We start from the raw sequence: 22,096 nt of genomic DNA on the forward strand, positions 1-22,096 counted from the left end.
AAGCTGGTCCCCGTGGAGACCGTTGCCCGCATGTGCTGGGGCAGCGAGCTGGAGGGGAAACCCCGGCTTCACCCCGTCGGCCGACTGGTCCTCGGATCCGACATCCCATAACCCCGGATTGGGGGGAGTGACACGCCCTCCGAACCCGGGGTTTTCCCTGCTCCGATTCCGGTTCCGGGCCTCCGTTCTTGGCCAGCGCAGCACACGTTCGTGCCCGCCCCGCTGCAGCGGAGGCAGTCTGCGCCGGGGAGACACCCACCCAGGCGGGAGCGGCTGTCACCGGCTCAGCTACGGGCTGTTCGCCGTGGTCTTCGCCCGCGACCGCAGGGCTGCGCACCACTGCATCGACGCGGTCGACTACCGTCAGGTCGCGGTCGACAACGGCGCTGAGCCTGGATCGCACACCTACCGGACAGGAAACAGGGAGACGGGAATGGCTGACGAGGTTGTGGGCATCGTCGGCGCCGGCATCATCGGGCTGGCGATCGGCCGGGAGATCATCCGCCGGTGGCCAGGCACGCGCGTGGTCGTGCTGGAAAAAGAAGACCGGATCGCTGCCCACCAGACCAGCCACAACTCCGGAGTCGTCCACGCAGGACTCTACTACAAGCCCGGCAGCCTGAAAGCCCGGCTGTGCACACGCGGTCGGGAGATGCTCCGCGAATACTGCACCGACCGCGGCCTGCCCTACGAGGAGTGCGGCAAGCTCGTGGTCGCGGTCAACTCCGAAGACGTGCGGCGGCTCGACGCCATCTACGCCCGCGCCGACAGCAACGCGGTGCCCGGGCTGCGCCGCATCGGGCCCGAGGAGATCCGCGCAATCGAACCGCACGCCACCGGGCTGGTCGCCCTGCACTCGCCGCACACCGCCATCACCGACTATCCGCTCATCTGCGCGTCTTTCGCGAAAGACATCACCGAGGCAGGCGGGGAGATCCGCTGCACTGCGCCGGTCACCCGCATCCGGGAAGTCAGCGACTCGATCGAGGTTGTCGCCGGCGGTCAGCCGGTGACCGTGGACCGCCTCATCATCTGCGCAGGACTGCACACCGACCGGGTTGCGCGCCTCGCCGGCGACGGGACCGAACCGCGGATCATCCCGTTCCGAGGCGAGTACATGCTGGTCAAACCAGAGAAGGCGCACATGGTGCGCGGTTTGATCTACCCGGTCCCGGATCCCCGCTACCCGTTCCTCGGCGTACACTTCACCCGCCGAGTCTCCGGGGAAGTAGAGGTCGGCCCCAACGCGGTGCTTGCGTTCGCCCGCGAAGGCTACCGGCTCGCCACGGTCAACCTGGCCGACCTGGGCGCTATCGCCTCCTGGCCCGGGTTCTGGGCGATGGCCCGCAAACACTGGGTGACCGGGCTGAAGGAGATGTACGGGTCGGTGTCCCAACGCGCCTACATGAAGGCCGCGCAACGGTATGTGCCGGAGATTGGTCCTGGCGACGTGGTCCGCGGCGGGGCCGGGGTCCGCGCCCAGGCGCTCGACCGTGACGGCAGCCTTGTCGACGATTTCCGCATCAATCAAATGGGGCGTATTACAGCGGTCCGCAACGCGCCATCGCCCGCAGCAACGTCGTGCATGGCTATTGCCGAATACGTGGTCGACGTTATTCACGGCCCAAAATCCCAGTAGGCCTCCGAACCTGTCCGAATTCTTCAGCGGCCGGTTGCGTGCCGGAAACACATCCCGAGCCCCCGAGAGTGGACAAGGCCTGCCCGCCGTGGACGCCTCGATGCACATGTGAAGAGAAGACAACCCGGACCGTCCCTGAACCCCGGGGTGCGGAAACGGATGGAGTTCAACGGACACTGTCGTGACCCGTTCAGCCGAGGAGTGCATCGCCTTGAGGGACGGAGGCGGGCGTCAACCGGGGCTCAGCGCTCCCCGTCCGGGGAGGGCGACCGCGCCGACTACACGCGCGAAGGGACCTTAATAGTCAGCCCGCCGAACGGTGCCGGGTGCTCCCGCGCGAACTCGTGCCTCTGGTGAGAACCCTGAGGAGAGCCGTCGCTGGCCGCGGGTCACGTGCGGGCTCCCCTCACCTCCGGGCCGGGAAGCGGAGTCTGTTGGTAGAGGGCCAGCCGCCAGCGGTCTTGCCGCCGGACATAGACACTCGACATGAGGGCACGGAACACGGACGGCTCTCCGGCACGGTATGCGGCCCCGGTGTAGACGAGGATGGCACTGTCGTCACCGGCAGCGACCAGTCGCGCATCGCTGATCTCATAGCCGCTCCACGGCGGGGTCTCGTTCAAGGAGACAGCCACGGCGGCACGGTCCAGCACCAGCCCGTTGGCGAGCACCATCACCCCGTCTTCAGTCATCAGCGAGGTGTAGAAGTCCGCTCCCGTGCCCGCGCACAGGGCGTCCCATCCGCGCTGTTCCCATCGGAGCAGATCGTTGAAGAGGCCGGGCTGCGACACGTACGTCACCTTTCGTGTGGATCCGAGCGCCTGGCCGGTGCCCGAGGACAGGACGTCCCGGACACCGGAGGAACACCGGGGACGGGATTCCCACCATGAGCGGAGCGAAACCCCGTCCTCGGTGCGACCGGACCCGCACCGACCAGGAATTACGACGAAAGGACTATCGAGAGTCGTCGCACACCTTCCGCTGTAGAGGGCGCCGCCCCAACACTGGACTGCCTGCCCCGGAGGACGCATACCGTGCTGGGCGAGGTAGGGGACAGAACCGTCTTCCCGCTCCGCGGACGGGAGCACCACCCCATACCCCGAAACATTAAGGACTCTTCCTGGTCGCTATCCAGATCGGATCTGGTCTGCCCCGCTGGGTGGACCGTCCCTGCGCCGCGGCGGACCGCCCCCGCAAGAAGTAAGGGAAACCAACGACCGTCGGGAGGCGTCCACGGCCCTGCGCTGCGCACCGGCCCCGGACGTCCACCACACCGAAGCCGTGTGAAGAGGCGCAATGAGTTCTGCTACCGGACGGTGGCGAGAGTCACCGCCCACTGCGGTAAAGAATGAGGAAGACAATGGCAGATGTCCAAGGGAGTTGCGTGTGCAGTCCGAGGCGGTGCTGGCAGGACGGTATCGGCTGGAAGAACGGCTAGGCCGAGGCGGCATGGGGGAAGTCTGGCGGGCCTTCGACCCGCACCTGGAACGCGAGGTTGCCGTCAAGCTCATCCTTAGCGGGGACAACGACGGTGTCCTCATTCGACGCTTCCAGCGCGAGGCCCGTATCTCCGCCAACATCCAACACCCCAATATCACCGCTGTCCACGACTTCGGCCACCACGAAGGCCAACTGTTCCTCGTCATGGAGCTGCTGCGCGGCCGTGACCTGGGCGCCGTCCTCGCCGACCATCCGCAAGGCATGCCGCTGGACCTTGTGGTGTCTGTAGCAGTGCAGGCCGCCGACGCCCTGCGAGCCGCACACACCCACCGGGTCGTCCACCGCGATCTCAAACCCGGCAACCTGTTCCTCCTCGACACCGGCCATGTCAAGGTCTGCGACTTCGGCATCGCCCACATCGCGGACGCCACCAGCCAGCTCACCGCGGTCGGTACCGCGCTTGGCACCCCCGCGTTCATGCCCCCAGAGCAGTGGAAAGGCGAAGAAGTCGACTCCCGCAGCGACGTCTACGCGCTCGGCGGTGTCATGCACACCATGCTGACCGGCAGAATCCCGTTCACCGGTCCGCTGCCCGCCCTGCTTGCCCAGCACCTCACCCAGGATCCGCCGCCGATCCGCGAGTTCCGGCCCGACGTGCCTTTGGAGCTCGCGGACCTCGTCGCCCGGATGATGGCCAAGGACCCTGCCGCCCGTCCCGACAGCCACGAACTGGGGGAGCTCATCTACCGGGCTGCCGCACCCGAGGCGTCCGGTTCCCCAGCGTTCTTTAGCCCGCAGATCGCCCCGCAGGCGCTCCCCACGGCACCGCCCACGGCAGCACCTGTACCGCCGCAGCCCTCTCATGCGACCGGGTATGCCGCACCCAGCCAGTGGATGCCTGCGGCCCCGCAGCCTCATCCCACTGCCCACCCGCCCGCGGAGGGCGACCCGCAGACGATGTTCACTCTCGGGCTGCGCCACCGTGAACAAGGCGACATTGCCGGAGCCGAGTCCTGGTACCGGAAGGCCGCGGAAGCCGGACATCTCGACTCCATGTTCAACCTCGCCCTCCTCTCCCGGGAACGCGGCAACCTGGTGGAAGCCGAATCGTGGTATCGGCGTGCCGCTGAGGTAGGCGACGTGGACGCTATGGTCAACCTCGGGGACCTGCTCAAGGAGCGGGGGGAGAGTGCGGAGGCTGAACTCTGGCATCGCCGGGCCGCGGAAGCCGGACACATCGCCTCCATGCACACTCTCGGCAACCTGCTCTACAGCAAAGGCGACACCGCAGAAGCCGAAACCTGGTGGCGCCGGGCCGCCGAAGCCGGAAACATCCGCGCTATGGGAGTGCTCGGCAATCTGCTGGAGCAGCGCGGTGACACGTTCGGTGCGGAGCAGTGGTATCGCCGGGCCGCCGACGCGGGGGACATCGACGCGATGGTCAACCTCGGCAACCTGCTGCACGGCCGCGGCGACATGGGCAGCGCTCAGTACTGGTGGCAGCGGGCCGCCCAGACCGGCAACACCCGCGCCCTGAACCATCTCAACCAGATGGGCTAAGACGTGGGCGGACGATAAGGTCGCGCCTGCACCGCGATGCCGAGACGGCCTGGGACCAGGGGTGACGTCCTTTTCCCCATGAGGCCCGGGAGTCCGAAGCCTTGCCCGAGGGCACTCCACCCCATGATGGGAGCCCGGTGTACCAACCGGGTCTGAGGACCGGGGCCACGGCTACACACTGATCGCGACCCCGGAAATATGGCAGAAAACGGTTAACAAAAACCGTTTTTGAGGTTTCTGAGGAAAAGAGTCCATTCGGTGAGAGGGAAAACGAGGTATCCAAGGTTACGGTGTTGAGTGTCGCGGACGAGGATAGTTGTGGGGGTTTCTGCCACCTCGATGCAATTGCCACCATTGCCGCTGCTGTAGCTGGATTTGTGCCACCGGAGTTTGCTGAGATCCGTGTAGCCAGAGTTCATAGCTGGTCCTTTCTTCTGCGGATGTAGTCCGCAGAGGCGTGAGAAGACAACGCCTCGGACTGTAGTGCTGAGAATATCGCTGAGCAGTAGCGAACCTCCTGCTGTTGGTCGGTCAGCAGGCCACCGAGTGTGTGTTCCACATAGGCCATGGTGGGGCGGTCGTCAAAGGACATGATTCTGATCGGCCCTGTCAGCCCAGGATGCAGGGGGATTTCTTGCGGGAACACTTGAAACCTGATCGTGTGGTCCTCGATCAGGTTGAGAAGGTATGTCAATTGCTCTTTCATCACCGTTGGACTACCGGTGACACGATCTATGACGACTTGATCCACGACAAACCAGCAGAGCGGTCGGTCTGGTGCAGTCAGGATCTCACGTCTACTCATGCGGGCGTGAACAAGCTCGTCCACTTTTTCGGCGTTAGCCCATGGCTGAGCAGGGCGAATCAAAGATCGTGCATAGTCCTCGGTTTGCAGTAAACCTGGCAAAACGACCATTTGATACTCGCGGATTTCGACCGCCTTGCGTTCCAGGGCAAGGACGTTTTGAAACCACGAAGGGTGAGCGGGGATAGAGTTCAAGGAATCCCAAAGGCGGACGAGCCTTCCACCAGTGTTGAGAACCCGGTCCAGTGCCTCCGCATGATCCCTTTTGGCTCCTTTGCGACCTAGTTCGATACCACTGAGCATGCTCTGGCTGAGCGGGATCGCTCTGGCGAGCTGGGCTTGTGAATACCCTGATTGGACGCGTAACCGGCGGACCTCGGCGCCGAAGCGGGACCATGCAGGGTGTTTCACCACAGTTCTATGACTCCTTAGAACCGGACTAGAACTATTCAGTTTAGGTCTTCATAAATATTCAAAGAACAGCGCTAAGGCTGGAAAACCGTTGCTCGGTGCTGGAGTGTTGAACCGCCTCTGACCAGGCGGCAGTACCCGGAGCGATCACATCCACTCCGTTAGTACTTACCTACTGAACCCGAGTAGCGGCGAGGAGAGAGCCTATGCGCCACCCTCCACTTCGTTCTTTCCACGAAACACGGGATTCGTTCATTATTTATTGCCCTAAATGTCCATTTCTGTGTTTCTGTGGAAAGGCTGCGGTCTGGTGAGCATGACCTCTATCGCCTTACCTGGAACCCCCGACAGCGTGGCTGCCGCCCGCCGCTTTGTGGTCGAGGTGGTCCGCTCGTGCCCGTGGATCACTACCGCTGCAGACGTGCTTGACCGGGCCGCGTTGATCGTGTCTGAACTCGCCACCAACGCCCTCCGGCACACCCGCTCTGGCGACCCCGGAAACTCCTTCACCGTCCGAGTGGACGTGAACGAGCACGGAGTGCGGATCGAAGTGCACACCCTCCCACCGCGCCAGTGGGACTCGGTTCCGCACGTCGTCACACCCGACGACCCGTCCCGGGAACACGGACGCGGCCTCTACCTGGTCGACCAGTGGTCCCACCGGTGGGGCACGCTGGGCCCTTGGACGGAGGGCGTCTACTCCGTCGTGCGCTGGGACGGTGATCCCTGCCTCGCCGAGGATCAGGCGGGGAACCGGTGACGCCCCGTCCCGGCCAGGGCGGGGTAACGCCGTGCTCCAACCGCGGTCCCACGCTGGTGGGATGGCTGTCCTCGTCGGTGCCGCCATCCCACCGAGCTCAGGAATTCCTACGGGAAGAGCTGAAGCCTCCGCTGCCGCGGCGCGCCCCCAGCCGCCACTGCTTCACCCAGTCCGTGCCAACCTGAACAGTCGGCCCCCGCTCCGGAAACGCGCAGGAAAGCTGCGCAGCGGCCCACGGTTCCTCAGCCCCGGACAGCTCCAGAACCGACCGGTGCAGTGCGGGGATCCTGCTGAGGCCGGCTCACGGCAGACCGCAGGAGCTGCGGTCACCGGTCTCCGAGGACAGTCGACAGGACACGGTGACGGGTCGGTCAACCATGGGGGAGCAGGCCTCAGCGGCGGAGGCGGAAAGTGTCACCACCTCCCCCTAACATCCCCAGCATGCCCACACCGATGACACTGACAGACCTGATCGACGACGCCGCCCTCTTCTCCCTGGAACACCAGCTCCACCTCGTGGACGTGCTCGGCGAACACGACTGGCACGCTGACCTGCGCGCACCACGGCTCGAATTCATTGGCCCGGAGAAGACCCTGGTCTGTGAACGGTTCCACCTGCTAGGCACCGCTGCCCCCGGCCCCCGGTCATGGTTGTGGGCGTGGGCCAACTCCAGCGGTTTCCCCGAAGAGCTGACCCGCCTCTCCGCCGAGCTGCGCGCCCACGGTGAACGGCTCGGCATCCCCGAGCTGACCCGCGCCGAAATCCCCTTTGCGGAGCTACCGAAGAACCCGGAGCACCCGGTCCAGGTCGCGTTCCTGTTCGCTGAGGCCGCCAAAGCCCTGAGCGGATGCTGGACCTTCTACACCGGTGAGGTCAGCGGAGGAACCCGCGTCGCTTTCCTCATGGAACATCCCGATTTCATGCTCCCCGCCCCCGAGCCGGCGCGGACCATGCGAGTCATCCAGCAGGCGCTCGCCGATCTTCCCCTGTCCAACCACAGGCGCGCCCTGTCCAGCTACGCCGCACTGCGCGGCTTCCAGCAGCAGACCACCCCGGACGGGAACGGTCTTATCCTCACCGGACCCGGATTCGACGTGAGGGCCGACTTCAACGACCAAGGACTGATAACCCACCTCAACCTCACCGCACACCCCGGCCAGTAGCGTCGCCGCGTCCCAGGGAGGAAAGGGGCCAAACCTGTGCCGTGCCCGGGCCCGGACAGGGCCCGGGCCAGCGAGCGGCAGCGCGGCTTCCCCTCTGCCGGCCCGTGCGTACGGAGCCGGTCCACGTATCCAGGTCCCCGTCTCTGCTTGCCGATGTCTTTCAGCGACGGGAACCGCCTCCCCGGTACCCGGGTGCTGCGGGTCTCAAGAGCCCTCCGAGCAGCCGAAACAAAGAGTCGGAGAACTGTACCGCAACCGATGCGAGACCCTGCAGGGCGGAAAACCTGGGGCAGCGCAAGGTAAGGAGCAGCACGGACGGGCACGCAGCAGTCGCCGCCCGCTGCGTGCCGGCCATGCCCGTCCCGGACAGGCATGCCCCCTCCCTGGCACCAGGGAGCAGAGCTCTCAGTAGAGAACCGGTGAGCGGCACGCCGGGATTTCGTCAAAAGTACGGCGATTCTTCCTAATATCCGCGGTCGGAGAGTTGAAGGAAGGATGTGGCCGGTAGTTACCCCACGGCGGACCAGCAGAGTGCAACTGCCTTGACCGTCTGATGAATGAAGAAGGCGAGCCGATATGTCTTTTGTCACCGTGGGAACAGAGAACTCTTCCGCTATTGGGGTCTACTACGAAGACCACGGCAGCGGGCAACCGGTCATCCTCATTCACGGATACCCGCTCAACGGCCACTCCTGGGAGAAGCAGGAGCGGGCACTGCTCGAAGCGGGCTACCGGGTCATCACCTACGATCGGCGCGGCTTCGGCCGGTCAACCCACACCACGACCGGCTACGACTACGACACGTTTGCCGCCGACCTGAAAGCTCTCATCGACCACCTGAGCCTCTCCGACGTCATCCTCGTCGGCTTCTCCATGGGAACCGGTGAGGTGGTCCGCTATCTGAGCCGCTACGGTTCTGACCGGGTCAGCAAGGCTGTGCTGCTTGGCGCACTCCAGCCGTTCCTTCTCAAAACCGGCGACAACCCCCAGGGCGTGGACGCCGAAGTGTTCAAGAAGATCGAAGAGGCGATCCTCGACGACCGGTTCGCCTACTTCAAGAACTTCCTCGACAACTTCTACAACGTCGACGTCTTCGGCGGGAAGCGGATCAGCAAAGAAGCATGGCAGAACAGCTTCAACGTCGCCGCTTCCTCCTCCGCATACGCCACCTACGCCTGCGTGCAGGCCTGGCTCACCGACTTCCGCCCCGACCTGCCGCGCATCGACGTTCCCGTGCTCGTCATGCACGGCTCAGCCGACCGCATCCTGCCGATCAGCGCTACCTCGGACCGGCTGCCCGACCTGCTCGGCGAAGTGGAGTACATGGTGGTGGATGGCGGGCCGCACGCGATCAACTGGACCCACGCCGAGGAAGTCAACAGTGCACTGCTCGGCTTCCTGCGGGGATGATATTCGCGCCCCTCGGTGAAGCAGCCGGGTGAGGACAGTCCCGGGCCGGATGAGCGGGCCCGGGCAGCCGACGGTGGGCGCGCCCGGAAACAGCAGGCCACCGGGCGCGCCCGCGTAGCGGGGAGCCGTTTCCCTGCCCGTGGCACCGCAGTCCCGCCCTGCCAGTGATGCACGGTGAGTCCCGTGCGGGAACGCATGCTCCCCGCAAGTGGGGGAAGCGGATCCCAAAGACCACGGGGAGACAACGATGACTTCACCTGTTCTGGTTACCGGGGGCACGGGAACGCTCGGCCGGCACGTCGTGCCGCTGCTGCGCGAGTCCGGCCGCAAGGTGCGGGTGCTCAGCCGCCACCCGCATCCGGACGCAGACGGTGTCGAATACGTCGTCGGCGACCTGCGCCGCGACATCGGGGTGGCGCCCGCCGTAGCCGGGGTCGACACGGTGCTGCACCTGGCCGGGGCGCCTCGGGGCGACGACACGGCAACCCAGGCCCTTGTTCGGGCTGCTGCACACCACGGGGTACGCCACCTGGTGTTCATCTCGATCATTGGAGTGGACCGGGTGCCGCTCAGGTTCTACCGGACGAAGCACCGTGCCGAGCAGATCGTGGCTGCTTCCGGTGTGCCGTGGACGACGCTGCGCGCCGCCCAGTTCCACGACCTGGTGTTGGATGCGGTCCGCAACCTCGCGAGGCTGCCGGTCGTGCCGGTCCCCGGTGGGTTGCGTCTGCAACCTGTCGACGCAGGCGATGTCGCTGCCCGGCTGGTGGCCCTGGCTGCTGCCGGGCCTGCCGGGCGGGTCCCGGACCTGGCCGGGCCGCGAGTGTATGCGACAGGCGACCTTATCCGCAGCTACTTGCGGGAACGCGGCGCGCACCGGCCTTTGCTCTCAGTGCCGATCCCGGGGAAGATCGGCCGTGCCTACCGGCAGGGAGACAACCTTGCCGCACCGGAAGCGGACACGGGCAGCAGGACGTGGGAGGACTTCCTTGCGGAACGGGTAGGTGCGGGATAGCGCCGTGCCAGGGGTCTCACTGCGGTGCGCTGCGACGCTGGTGGGGCGGGGCGGCCGCGAACGCGGCGGGCAGGGGCGGCCGATACCGGGCTGCCCTGGCTGCGCGGGAAGGGGAGGAATGGGGGACAGCGAGCAGGAGGTGATTTCCAGCAGCGAGGCGTCCCAACGGTTCGAATGGCGGGTGGAGCGGATTGCGTGGGTGCTGGCCGCACTCCTGTTCGCCCTCGCGCTGCTGGGTGTGTTCGGGGGAGGGCCGCTGAGCCGGGCCAGTGCCGGAAGCAGCGACCAGACCGTGCAGGTCGACTACGAGCGGTTTGTGCGGGTCGCCACCTCCACCACCCTGAAGGTCGTCATTGCTCCCCGGGCGGTGCGGGAGGGGGAGGTCGCACTCGGGCTGTCCCACGAGTTCCTGGAAGCGGTCACGGTTCAAGGTATCACCCCGGTGCCGGCTGCCGTGGCCAGCAGAGCCGACCGGGTGGTCTACCGGTTCACTGCCCCCCACGAGGGGGAACCGGTGAAAGTCACCTTCGACCTCCGCACCGAGCACTCCGGACTGCACTGGGCGCGGATCGGTGTCGAAGGGGCGGTGCCAGCGCGGTGGTGGCAGTTCATCTACCCGTAAGAGGGAGAAGCTTGTGGACTCGGTGCTGCGTGCGGTCGCGATCTACGTCATTCTGGTGGTGGTCTTCCGGCTCGCCGGGAAACGCAGCATGGCGCAGCTCACCACATTCGATCTGCTCCTGCTGTTGGTGATTTCCGAAGCCACCCAGCAGGCACTGCTCGGCAACGACTATTCGGTCACCAACGCCGCCCTGGCGATCCTCACCCTGGTCGCCGTGGGACGCACCGCCGACTTTCTGAGGTGGCGGTTCCCCTGGTTCGCCCGGCTGACGCAGAGTGTGCCGGTGGTGCTCGTCGCCCAGGGGAAGGTGCTGGCCGAGCAGTTGGCCAGGAACCACATCGACGAAAGCGAGATCCTCGAAGTCGCCCGCAGCAGCCAGGGGATTTCGCGGATGGAGCAGATCGACTACGCCATTTTGGAGGAGTCGGGCACGATCAGCATCCTGCCGAAACGGAAAGCGCCCACCAGCCCTCTGGGGGAGTGACCCTGCCGGGCAGCCGCAGACCATGCCCGCTCCGCGGGAAACAGAGCCCTTGGAGCCGGAACAAGAAAAGCGGTGGCACGGGGGAGGGGCCCGCACCACCGCGGAAACTACTGACCTGTGCTGGTCACCTGGTCAGCAGCGTATCACCGAGCGATCTCGTAGTACCGCTTCTCGATCCGCTCGCCGATGGTCTCGTCGATGTTCTTCCAGTACTGGAAGGCCCGGGAGAGCACCGGCTCGACGACACCCTTGGACAGGTGGTCGGCGACCGTCTCCACGAGCCGGTCCCGCTGGGCGTCGTCGAAGACCTCGCGGACCAGGGTGCCGGCCTGCGAGAAGTCGTCGTCCTCAGCGTGCAGCTCGTAGGCGCTGCGCACCAGCTCGCCGTCGGCCTCCCAGCTGTCCTCGACCGGGCCGGTCTGGTCAGACCAGGGACGGCCGTAGGAGTTGGGCGCGTACACCGGGGCCTTGCCGGAGTGCTCGTAGGTCATGTGCCCGTCGAAGGTGTAGGAGTTGACCTTCACCCGCGGCTTGTTCACCGGCAGCTGGAAGTAGTTGGTGCCGATCCGGGCCCGGTGGGCGTCCGCGTAGGCGAAGACGCGGCCCAGCAGCATCTTGTCCGGGGAGACGCCGATACCCGGGACCAGGTTCGACGGCGCGAACGCGGCCTGCTCGATCTCGGCGAAGAAGTTCTCCGGGTTGCGGTTCAAGGTCATCTTGCCGACCTTGATGAGCGGGTAGTCGCTGTGCGGCCAGACCTTGGTCAGGTCGAACGGGTTGAACCGGTAGGTCTTGGCGTCCTCGTACGGCATGACCTGCACGTAGAGGGTCCAGCTCGGGTAGTCCCCGCGTTCGATGGCCTCGACCAGGTCACGACGGTGGAAGTCGGCGTCCACACCGGCGAGACGCTCGGCTTCCTCGTTGGTCATGTTCTCGATGCCCTGGTCGGTTTTGAAGTGGTACTTGACCCAGAACTTCTCGCCCTTGGCGTTGATCCACATGTAGGTGTGCGAACCGTAGCCGTTCATGTGGCGCCAGGTCCGCGGCAGGCCGCGGTCACCCATGAGGTAGGTGACCTGGTGGGCGGTCTCCGGGTTGAGGGTCCAGAAGTCCCACTGCATGTTGTTGTCGCGCAGACCCGTGTCCGGCATCCGCTTCTGGGAGCGGATGAAGTGCGGGAACTTCATCGGGTCGCGGACGAAGAAGATCGGCGTGTTGTTGCCGACCAGGTCGTAGTTGCCCTCAGAGGTGTAGAACTTCAGAGCGAAACCGCGCACGTCCCGCCAGGTGTCCGGGGAGCCCTGCTCACCAGCGACCGTGGAGAACCGGGCGAGCATCTCGGTACGGGCACCCTTCTGGAACAGGGCAGCCTTGGTGTACTGGGAGACGTCCTCCGTGGTTTCGAAGACACCGAAGGCACCGGCGCCCTTGGCGTGCGGGTTGCGCTCGGGGACCCGCTCACGGTTGAAGTGGGCGAGCGTCTCAACGAGCCGTACGTCGTGCAGCAGCAGCGGGCCGTTGCTGCCCACGCTCAGCGAGTTGCGGTCGCTAGCCGCAGGCGCACCAGAGTCGAGCGTGGAGCCCGTGGCGTTGCTCGCAGTGGACAGTGCCTCGTTGGTCTCGGTCAAGTCGGTCTCCTTGATCGTGGATATGGCTGGTAGAGATCGGGACGGCGCCGGCCCGGAAGTTCCGGTGTGGCGCGACAGTGCCCGCGTGGTGGGGCTCACCTCAGCGGACGAGAGTCGGCTGGGCCAATGTGCGGGGCCAACCCGACACTTCCCCGGAGGGAGGCGCCCACCTCTTCCCAACATATCTTTTCTGGAATCATTCCAGAAAACTAGGGACTCAAGTCTCTTGGGTGGTGTGACCTATGCCACTTTAGTGGGCGGATGTGGAGCGGAGCGCCCAGTTCGCGGCTGCACGACGCACGAGAGATGCGGGACGGTGGTCTGACCCTACTTCTGCCCCGCATTCGTCCCGTGCTACAGCCAGTCTTTCCCATGGGTCGACGAGCGTGGAGCATCGACGCTTCCGGCAGCGAAGCACCCCCACCCGCCGGGCAATTCTGACAGAGAGCCGCGTTTCCGTCGCCGGAGTGCACCGACACCGCTGAAGTGCAGAGGAGAGCAAAACCGGATTTTCCGCTCGCCCAGCAAGATCTCTGGATTTCCTGTAACACTGCTGCAGGAGAGAGCCGGGGAAAAGATTATTCGCCAGCGCCAATACCACATCACTAGTGATGGGTTTCCTTTTATGGAAATGTGGAACTGCTGGAGTTGGTGATAACGGATTTCGGTCGGCGGGAAAGGAGAGTATGAGGATTCTGCTGCAGATTTCCGGGCTGCTCTGCAGGAGAGAAGAGAGTGGTTCTGGTGGGGGAAGCACATCGGTGAGAGAAGCGGTTCGCGCAGCCGCGTCATCGCGATTCCTCTCCCGGTCGCCGTACTGTGCTGGAGCCAGGGGAGTGCACGGGAGGAGAGCATACGCGCAGCCCGGTGCGACAGGAGCATCTCTCCTACCACTCGTCCTGAACAGTGAATACGCTGCCCATGCACCGGATGGTCCGCAGGGTGTCGCTGCGAGGATGCAACGGAAAAGCCCTTCGGAAACAATGCTCCGAAGGGCGGATGTTGCTGTTCTCTCCACCGTTTGTCGAGCAGGCTGACAGGAGTAGGTCGCCCCAAGGGGTTTCGATCACCATTCCATCCGGGGTGAGTTTTGCGGGCTAGACGAGCGTCATAATCCCTAGCCCCACAAGGATCAGCAGAACAACCACGGCCCAAAGACAGCCTTCCCCGGATCGGATGTCGAACGCGACCGTGGATACCTGCGGTAGTGCCCTCGGACATAGCTTCCGTCTCTGCGCCGATAGCCGCGGACCCAGTACCGCTCACCGCTGGGCATGCGCACCTCACACGACATAAAAAAGGGACGGAATTCTCTATTGTGAATAATCCGCCCCGACAATGTCGGCTGATAATCGGAAAACTCACCGCAAGGTCAGCGGCAGCTCACCGTCTCGAGAGCCAGGCACGCTCGACCATCGGTAAGAGACGGCCCCGGGGACCGGGGACCGCGGGCGGGCCGTGCCAAGGAAACGCCCCTCGGAGCTGGGCTCCGAGGGGCGCAAACGGATCCTCCGGTCAGCAGCACTGGCCTCGCCAGCGCTGCTCGCTCACTTCTTCAAGAGCTGCCGGGCCATGACCACCCGCTGGATCTGGTTGGTGCCCTCGTAGATCTGGGTGATCTTGGCGTCGCGCATCATCCGCTCGACCGGGTAGTCCCGGGTGTAGCCGTAGCCGCCGAGCAGTTGCACCGCGTCAGTGGTGATCTCCATTGCCACATCCGAGGCGAAGCATTTAGCGGCGGCACCGTAGAAGGAGAGGTCGGCGTCGTCGCGCTCGGACTTGGCGGCAGCGACGTAAACCATCTGGCGGGCCGCTTCCAGCTTCATGGCCATGTCGGCGAGCATGAACTGGATGCCTTGGAAGTCGGCGATGGCCTTGCCGAACTGCTTGCGCTCCTTGACATAGCCCAGGGCGTAGTCGAGCGCCCCCTGGGCGATGCCCACAGCCTGGGCGCCAATGGTGACGCGGGTGTGGTCGAGGGTGCGCAGCGCGGTACGCAGTCCTTCCCCGACCTTGCCCACCAGGCGGTCGCCGGGGATACGGACATTGTCGAAGATCAGTTCGCGCGTGGGCGAACCTTTGATGCCGAGCTTGCGTTCCGGTTCTCCAAAAGAGAACCCGGGATCGTCGATGTGGACGACGAAAGCGCTGATGTTGCGTCCGCGCGGCCCGTCCGGGTCGGTGACCGCCATCACCGTGTAGTACTTGGAGATTCCGGCGTTCGTGATCCACGACTTCTGGCCGTTGAGGATCCAGTCGTCGCCGTCGTGGACGGCACGGGTGCGCATGCTCGCGGTGTCGGATCCCGCCTCGCGCTCGGAGAGCCCGTAGGAGAACATCGCCTCGCCAGATGCCAGTTCGGGCAGGTAGCGCTGCTTCACCTCGTCAGATCCGGAGAGGATCAGCGGCATCGAGCCGAGCTTGTTGACCGCGGGGATGAGGGAAGAGGAGGCGCACACCCGGGCGATCTCCTCAATGACGATGCAGGTCGCCAGCGCGTCTGCGCCAACACCGCCGTACTCCTCCGCGACGTGGGGAGCGTGGAAGTCGCTGGCGCGCAGCGCCTCGTAGGCCTCCTGCGGGAAGCGGGACTGCTCGTCGACGTCGGCCGCGTGCGGGGCGATCTTGTCTTCAGCGACGGAGCGGATGGCTTCGCGGAGGGCTTCGTGCTCCTCGGTGGGCCGGTAGAGGTCGAAGTCACTCATGGGGTCTCCTAGCGTCGCGAACATCCCCAGTATGACACTAAGTGTCAATAAACGGAACTAAGTGTCAGTATGGGGGATAGGTAGTCATGCGGGCAGAATGGGGCGGCGGTTCCCAGGGGTCGAACGAGTGCGAGGAGAGGTGATGGCGGGGCGTACGGAGGGCCGCGGGGTTGTTGCCGCGGCGCTGCGACTATTCGACGAGAAAGGCTTCGAAGCGACCACGATGGACGACGTCGCGGTCGCCGCCGGAGTGAGCCGCAGCACCCTGTTTCGGCGCTTCGGGTCTAAAGACGACCTGCTCTTCGCTGACCAAGAAGAGCTGGTGGAGGCGGTGCGCACCCATCTCGCCTCCTCGCCCGAAGACCCAGTGAGCGCCGTGTGCTCGGCGGCGCGCATGGTGCTCCGCTCCTACACCAGCCAGCCCGACCTGGCCGTGCGCCGCTATCGCCTGGTGCGGACCCGTCCTGCGCTACGGGACCGCGAAATCGCAATGACGGCGCGCTACCAGTCGCTCTTCACCCAGCACCTGACCGGCGGGCACAGTGACGAGTCGCGGGTGCTCGCCGCGGAAGTAGTGGCTGCGGCAGTAATTGCCGCGCACAACCATGTGCTACGGATGTGGCTGCGCGCTCCGGAAGTCACGTCGCCTTCGCCGCTGGAGCGGCTCGACCAGGCCTTGGCGTTCGTCGTGGACATGATGGCGCCCGCACTACGCCGCAGCGGTGAGCAGCGGTCGGATGAGCGGGGGGACAGTGCGGTGCTTGTGGCGGTCTACCCAGCGGGGGCGTCCCACGAAGAAGTGCTGGCACGGGTCCGCGCGGCCTTGGAATCACCGCGGAACTAACCCCGAGAAATTGTCCTAAAACAGGGCATTTGTCGCTTTTGTTGTCTGGCGGGGATCAATTTCGGGAAACACGGACATTACCTGGCCATTCCTGTGGTTTGATGATCTCGACAACCCTTGTTACCCAGCGGTTCCCTCAGGTGAAAGAGCGGTTCCATGGCCAGTGAATCCTGGATGAAAACGCAGGCACCCGATCCCACCAACCTCCCCGCTGAGATCAACCCCGAAGTCCCCAGCATCGCCCGCGTCTACGACTACTTCCTCGGCGGGAAGGACAACTTCCCCGCCGACCGGGCCGCTGCGGCCGCCGTGGAGAAGGTCTTCCCCCAGGGCAAACAATTGGGCCGGGAAAGCCGCATGCTGCTGCGCCGTGCCACCCGGGAATTGGTCCGTGCCGGTGTCCGCCAGTTCCTCGACATCGGCTCCGGCCTGCCCACCGCCGGAAATGTGCACGAAATCGCGCACGAGATCGACCCGGAAGTGCGCGTCGTCTACATCGACAACGACCCGGTGGTCCTCGCCCACGGCCGTGCCCTGCTCGCCGACGAAGTCACCACCACTGTTGTCCAAGCAGACCTGCGCCACCCGGACGGAATCTTCGACAACCCCGAAGTGCGTGCCCTGCTGGACTTCGACCAGCCGGTCGCGGTGTTCCTGGCGTCGATCCTGCATCACTTCGACGACTCCGACGACCCGTGGGCGCTGTCCCGGAAGATTCGGGACCGCATCAGCTCTGGCAGCTACATGCTGATCACCCACTTCTACGACTCCGGTGACCCGGTCTGCCGCGAAGTCGAACAGGCGCTGCTCGAAGGTGGCCTGGGCAGCGGCTGGTTCCGCACCAAGGAGCAGATCGAGCGGTTCTTCGAAGGAATGGACGTGCTCGAACCGGGGGTGGTCGCCGCCAACGAGTGGCGTCCGGACGCCGAAACCCCCACCGACAGCACCACCCACCACCTGCTCGCCGGAGGACTGGCCCGCAAACCGTAGGTTCCCGGCCGTCCTCGGACCTCCGACCAGGGTAGAACCCCGGCCCGTACCGGGCGGGGTGCCGCTGCCTGCTCCGCGCGGCACCCCGCCTCGCCACAACCGATGGTGGATCAGGGACGCAAGACGAGGGTGTGCTCAGCCGCCTCCTCCACGGCGCTCCGGGTCATCCGCATGGGAAGCATCGTCCCCGCAGCCCACAGCTCGAGCTGGTCGGCATAGTGGGGGTGGAACGCATGCCCCGAGTTGCCGGTCAGGTTGATCCACTGGGAGTTGTCCACGTCCGCCAAGTCCACCACCATGCGCATCGACGGCACCGTGGTGACCTCGTACCCCTGGGCCGGGTCCCAGCCGGTGGCGTTGACGACACTGGAACCCCCGCCCGTCGCGACCGGGCCCCGGTTGAACAACCACTCCACCGCGGCGATACCGGATTCCCCGAAGGACGCGTTGCGGACGGTGAGCGTGTGCAGGTCACCCCACCGCCAGGCAGCCACGTCCTCGCCGAGCAGCTCAGTCAGCTCCGCGGCGGCCCGCTCCATCGCCACGCGCAGCGCTTCATCCCGGCTGGAGACCTCCTCGCCGCGCCACCACTCGGATTCGGGAGACTCCACGAGGGAAGTCAAGAGCAGCCAGGCCTGTGACGCCTCGATCTTCGGGTTGGCGCCCAGTTCGTCGAAGACCAGCGGCAGCAGGTGGCGGTAGGTGGCGTTGTAGAACGCCGCGGCAGCCGAGTCAGCGTCCTGCTGGAAGTCCCAGCCGGCGAGCAGCTCCTGGGCCTGCGCGGCAGCCCCCTCCACGTCCACTTCTACCAAGTAGGGGACGAGGGCCCGCGCCCCGCTGTTCTCGTTGTCCAACTGGATGTCCACCATGTCCTCGACGGTCAGGCCGCCGTCTGCGATCGCAGCTTCCAGCAGCGTGACGACCCGCTGGGAACGGTAGCCGTAGTCCCAGTCCGTGGTGAGCAGGTGCGGGTACCCGGAGTCCACCACCGCCTGGTTGGCGGTGACAATGAACCCCGAATCAGGGTTGACGACGGTGGGCAGCTCCTCGAAAGGCAGATACTCCTTCCAGTCGTAGTCGGAGTCCCACCCCGGTGCCGGCCAGCGGCCGTCACCCTTCCCCCGCACCGGGATCTTCCCCGGGGCCTGGTAGCCGATGTTCCCGGAAGTATCCGCGTAAATGAGGTTCTGGGCGGGAACCTCGAAAGTGCGCGCCGCCTCCCGGAACTCGTCGAACGTGCGGGCCCGGTTGAGTAGGAAGATCGCGTCTGCGGTCCGCCCCGGGGTGAGCGCGGTCCAACTGATGGCGACCGCATAGTCGCCGTCCTGGGCGGTCTCGGCAGGCTCCCCTTCGGGAGTGACCGGCGCCTTGGCGGCGAACGTGCGTAGTTGCGCGCCGAGCTCCGGGTCGGACAGCAGCGGACCGTGGCGGGACGACCGGACGGTGATCTCGACATCGTCGCCGCCCGCAACCCGAATGGTCTCGGTGCGGGTCTCCAACGGTTCGGGGGCGCCGTCGACGATCGCGGAGTCTCCGTCGAGCTTCTCCAGGTACAGGTCGATCACGTCGGGGCCGAGGTTGGTGAACCCCCAGGCGATCGTGTCGTTCGCGCCGATGACCACCCCCGTCAGGCCGGGAAAGGTGAACCCGGTGACGTCGAACGGACAGGATTCGTCGACGGTGGTGCAGTGCAAGCCCATCTGGTACCAGATGGACGGCATCACCGCGCCCAAGTGGGGGTCGTTGGCGAGCAGCGGCAGCCCTGAGGCAGTGTGCTCGCCGGACACCACCCAAGAGTTGGAGCCCAGGTCGGAGGAGGCAGAACCGAAAGTGCGCGGGATCGCTTCCAGCGGTTCCTGCAGCCCGGCCAGCGCGCGCACCGCAGCGGTGGCGGGGATGTCGGCAGCGTCCTCGTCGCGCTGCTCCGCCTCGTCGGAGTCGAGGACGAACTTTCCGTCGCGGACCCGGCCGCCGGCGAGGATGGGGGCGTGCTGCTCCTCCGGGTAGGCCGGGTAGAGCTCCTCGACCTGTTCCCGGGGCAGGCCGCGAGCCAGCAGCGAGGCACGGGCGATCTCGTCGTGCATGTTGCCTGCAAGGTCCCACGCCATCGCTTTGAGCCAGGCCAGGCTGTCGACGGCGCTCCACGGCTCAATCTCGTACTCGCTGTTAGTGGCCGCCAGCACCGCGTATTCCAAGCTCACCTCGGTGGCGGATTTTCCCTCGAGGTAGGCGTTGACGCCTTCGGCGTAGGCGTCCAGGTAGCGCCGGGTCTCCTCCGCCAGGAGGTCGTATTCGGCTTCGGCAACGCGGCGCCAGCCCATGGTGCGCAGGTAGGCGTCGGTGGGGACCTGGTCGGCACCGAACAGTTCGGCAAGACGTCCCGCGGTGACGTGGCGGTTGAAGTCCATGGACCAGAAGCGGTCCTGGGCATGGACATAGCCCTGGGCGGTGAACAGGTCCTCCGGGGTGTCGGCATACAGGTGGGTGATGCCGTACTCGTCGCGGTACACGGTGACGGGTGCACTCAGCGCGGGAAGCTCCAGTTCCCCGGAAACCTGGGGGAAAGAACGCCGCACTGTCCAGACCGCGAGTCCAGCAGTGATGAGAGCGACAGCGAGGACGGCGGCGAGGATGCCGAGCAGCCACCGCCGTACACGAGGGACGGAAACAGACATGGGATGACTCTATGAATGGGGGTGTGCACTCTGGCGCATTCTTCATATCGCTTCCGCAACGCCGGTTGCGCTGGTGGGCGGGCCTCACCGGGGTACAATGGCGCCGCTGCGGAACGTAGGGGTATTGACGCGCTCAGTGATATTTCCTTAGCTATTCGGACAACGCTTTCGCTTCGGCGAGCGCGTCACTTGGGACGCACATGCGGCCCCTCCCGTCCGGCGCAGTGCCGGACATGATCCCCACGGAGGTACACGTGTCCCTCACCCCCTCCCTAGTCCACCGGAGAGAATGGCCCTCATCGGTGCGACTCGTGATGACCTGCGGCGGCGTTGTTGCGCTCCTCGCCGCGCTGCTCACGGTTGTCGCCCGCCCGGCTATGGCAGCGACGATCGACACCGGCGCCTACTATGTGCTGGTCAACCGGCACAGCGGCAAAGCCATGGACGTGTGGGAATGGTCCACCGCCAACGGCGGCGAGATCCGCCAATACGACAACCTGGGCGGGTACAACCAGCAGTTCCGGTTCGTCCCCGCCGGCGACGGCTACTATGCGCTGGTCAACCGGCACAGCGGCAAAGCCGTCGACGTGTGGGAACGCTCCACCGCCGATGGCGCAGAAATCCGCCAGTACGACCACCACGGCGGGTACAACCAGCAGTTCCGGGTCGTCGACTCCGCGGGCGGCGACATCCGGCTGATCAACCGCAACAGCGGCAAAGCCCTGGAGGTCTGGGAATGGTCCACCGCCAACGGTGCCCGCATCTCCCAGTACACCGACCACGACGGCGCCAACCAGCGCTGGCAGCTCATCAAAGTCACCGACAACGGCGGCGGCTCCGACACCTGCGGTAGCGGCTCCTACCACGCCGAAGTCACGAAGAACGGCACCACGTGGACCGCGCGCAAAGGCGGCAGCACCCTCTACACCGGAAGCGACATGCTCCAGGCGATGCGGGCAGCGGTCAACAGCCTCACCCCCGGACGCACTCACAAGGAGCGGGTGGTGGTGCGCGGCTCCGGTTCGATGAGCGCGGGAAGCTCGCTCGACCTGCCCAGCTACACCGTGCTGGACGTGTGCGGCACGATCAACGTGACCGGCAGCCCGTCAGCCAACCACGCGGCAGTGCGGATCCGCAACGCCCACGACGTTGAGGTCCCCAACATCAGCGTCACCGGCAACCCCTACTTCGGCATCTTTGTGCGCAACGCGTCCAACGTCCACTTCGGCCAGGTGGACCTGCGGCTCTCCGGCGGCTTGGGCATGCGCATCGACAACCATGACAACCGGAGTGTCCGCACCCGCAACGTCAGCATCGACCACGTCTACGTGTCGGGCACGGGGAATCACGGCGTGGAAACCTACGGCGTGGACGGCATCACGATCGGCACTGTCGTGGCACGCAACGTCGCCTACTCCGGACTGCTGCTCAACGACACCATCAACGCGAACGTGGGCCTGGTGGACGCGGAGAACGCGGGAACCGGCACCGGGTACGCGGCGTTCCGCATGGCCAACCGCAACGGACGGATCGGCGACAGCTACCCCGTCAACATCCGCGTGGGTGAAGTGCGGGCCCGCGGCGGCGGACGCGGCGTCTTCTGCGTCTCCGAAAGCGGCGGTGCGGTCATCGACCGGATCGACTTGGCCAACACCGGAAACAACGCCATCCTCATCGAGAACTGCTACAACGTCACCGTGGCCGGACAGTCCGGAACGGTGCGCGACTCCGGGGAGATCCGTATCGCTGCGCGGTCGGAGTTCCCCAACACCGCCAACGTCACCATCCAGAACCTCACGGTGACCAACACCGGTATCCGGGAGAACCCCTGCGGTATCAACATCACCTTCCGCAACATCACCCGGATCAACAGTAGCTACAACGTCTGCTGACCGGTGCCTGACTCGGGGCGGCGCCGTACCGTACCGGGGCCGCCCCGGCCCC

At 65.6% G+C, this 22,096-nt stretch carries 17 protein-coding genes; 11 read left to right on the top strand and 6 right to left on the bottom strand.

Annotated elements, in window-relative coordinates:
- The first annotated feature begins 433 nt into the window (after positions 1–433).
- Positions 434–1,639 carry an L-2-hydroxyglutarate oxidase gene (lhgO, locus tag CW348_RS04930; RefSeq protein WP_038043772.1) on the top strand — a complete coding sequence of 402 codons (1,206 nt, stop codon included), beginning with the start codon at positions 434–436 and terminating at the stop codon, positions 1,637–1,639.
- 389 nt (positions 1,640–2,028) lie between these two features.
- Here lhgO and CW348_RS04935 read toward each other — a convergent pair whose 3' ends face one another.
- A complete protein-coding gene (locus CW348_RS04935) occupies positions 2,029–2,430 on the bottom strand; it encodes a nuclear transport factor 2 family protein (RefSeq protein WP_104612700.1) in 402 nt (133 codons plus the stop codon).
- Positions 2,431–3,025: 595 nt separating this feature from the next.
- Between CW348_RS04935 and CW348_RS04940 the strand changes: the two genes are divergently transcribed.
- Positions 3,026–4,639 (top strand): serine/threonine-protein kinase, encoded by a 1,614-nt coding sequence (locus CW348_RS04940; protein ID WP_287462956.1) that lies wholly within the window; start codon positions 3,026–3,028, stop codon positions 4,637–4,639.
- 212 nt (positions 4,640–4,851) lie between these two features.
- Here CW348_RS04940 and CW348_RS04945 read toward each other — a convergent pair whose 3' ends face one another.
- Both CW348_RS04945 and CW348_RS04950 read right to left on the bottom strand, forming a co-directional pair.
- Positions 4,852–5,058 carry a DUF397 domain-containing protein gene (locus CW348_RS04945; protein ID WP_016188755.1) on the bottom strand — a complete coding sequence of 69 codons (207 nt, stop codon included), beginning with the start codon at positions 5,056–5,058 and terminating at the stop codon, positions 4,852–4,854.
- Entirely contained in the window at positions 5,055–5,858 is an 804-nt protein-coding gene (locus CW348_RS04950) for a helix-turn-helix transcriptional regulator (RefSeq protein WP_011292082.1), read from the bottom strand. Before CW348_RS04950 ends, CW348_RS04945 begins: the two co-directional genes overlap by 4 nt.
- A 313-nt stretch (positions 5,859–6,171) precedes the next feature.
- Between CW348_RS04950 and CW348_RS04955 the strand changes: the two genes are divergently transcribed.
- The 6 genes from CW348_RS04955 to CW348_RS04980 all read left to right on the top strand — a co-directional run bounded on the left by CW348_RS04955 (position 6,172) and on the right by CW348_RS04980 (position 11,310).
- Positions 6,172–6,615 carry an ATP-binding protein gene (locus CW348_RS04955; protein ID WP_227481039.1) on the top strand — a complete coding sequence of 148 codons (444 nt, stop codon included), beginning with the start codon at positions 6,172–6,174 and terminating at the stop codon, positions 6,613–6,615.
- A gap of 453 nt (positions 6,616–7,068) precedes the next feature.
- Positions 7,069–7,779 (top strand): DUF6882 domain-containing protein, encoded by a 711-nt coding sequence (locus CW348_RS04960; protein ID WP_287462959.1) that lies wholly within the window; start codon positions 7,069–7,071, stop codon positions 7,777–7,779.
- A gap of 576 nt (positions 7,780–8,355) precedes the next feature.
- Positions 8,356–9,189: an alpha/beta fold hydrolase gene (locus CW348_RS04965; RefSeq protein WP_011292079.1), complete on the top strand. Its 834-nt coding sequence runs from the start codon at positions 8,356–8,358 to the stop codon at positions 9,187–9,189.
- A 247-nt stretch (positions 9,190–9,436) separates the two neighbouring features.
- Positions 9,437–10,204, top strand: coding sequence for an SDR family oxidoreductase (locus CW348_RS04970; RefSeq protein ID WP_011292078.1), 768 nt, complete (start codon positions 9,437–9,439; stop codon positions 10,202–10,204).
- Positions 10,205–10,322: 118 nt separating this feature from the next.
- Positions 10,323–10,826, top strand: coding sequence for a hypothetical protein (locus tag CW348_RS04975; RefSeq protein ID WP_011292077.1), 504 nt, complete (start codon positions 10,323–10,325; stop codon positions 10,824–10,826).
- A gap of 13 nt (positions 10,827–10,839) precedes the next feature.
- Positions 10,840–11,310 (top strand): DUF421 domain-containing protein, encoded by a 471-nt coding sequence (locus CW348_RS04980; protein WP_011292076.1) that lies wholly within the window; start codon positions 10,840–10,842, stop codon positions 11,308–11,310.
- Positions 11,311–11,453: 143 nt separating this feature from the next.
- Here the strand turns inward: CW348_RS04980 and CW348_RS04985 are convergent, their stop codons facing one another.
- Both CW348_RS04985 and CW348_RS04990 read right to left on the bottom strand, forming a co-directional pair.
- Positions 11,454–12,938 (bottom strand): catalase, encoded by a 1,485-nt coding sequence (locus CW348_RS04985; RefSeq protein ID WP_258076891.1) that lies wholly within the window; start codon positions 12,936–12,938, stop codon positions 11,454–11,456.
- Between the two features lie 1,547 nt (positions 12,939–14,485).
- Positions 14,486–15,643: an acyl-CoA dehydrogenase family protein gene (locus tag CW348_RS04990; protein WP_016188750.1), complete on the bottom strand. Its 1,158-nt coding sequence runs from the start codon at positions 15,641–15,643 to the stop codon at positions 14,486–14,488.
- A 142-nt stretch (positions 15,644–15,785) separates the two neighbouring features.
- Between CW348_RS04990 and CW348_RS04995 the strand changes: the two genes are divergently transcribed.
- Together CW348_RS04995 and CW348_RS05000 are read left to right on the top strand one after the other, a co-directional pair.
- Entirely contained in the window at positions 15,786–16,487 is a 702-nt protein-coding gene (locus CW348_RS04995; RefSeq protein WP_104612942.1) for a TetR/AcrR family transcriptional regulator, read from the top strand.
- 156 nt (positions 16,488–16,643) lie between these two features.
- On the top strand, positions 16,644–17,477 hold the full coding sequence (locus tag CW348_RS05000; protein WP_011292071.1) for an SAM-dependent methyltransferase: 834 nt from the start codon (positions 16,644–16,646) through the stop codon (positions 17,475–17,477).
- 110 nt (positions 17,478–17,587) lie between these two features.
- On the opposite strand, the gene CW348_RS05005 is transcribed toward CW348_RS05000, so the two are convergent.
- Entirely contained in the window at positions 17,588–20,152 is a 2,565-nt protein-coding gene (locus CW348_RS05005) for a penicillin acylase family protein (protein WP_287462966.1), read from the bottom strand.
- A 254-nt stretch (positions 20,153–20,406) separates the two neighbouring features.
- On the opposite strand from CW348_RS05005, the gene CW348_RS05010 reads away from it, so the two are divergent.
- Positions 20,407–22,044, top strand: coding sequence for an RICIN domain-containing protein (locus tag CW348_RS05010; RefSeq protein ID WP_234351649.1), 1,638 nt, complete (start codon positions 20,407–20,409; stop codon positions 22,042–22,044).
- Positions 22,045–22,096 lie beyond the last annotated feature (52 nt).

The organism is Thermobifida sp. (assembly GCF_017577275.1).
In the GTDB taxonomy this organism is placed as follows: Bacteria; Actinomycetota; Actinomycetes; order Streptosporangiales; family Streptosporangiaceae; genus Thermobifida; species Thermobifida fusca.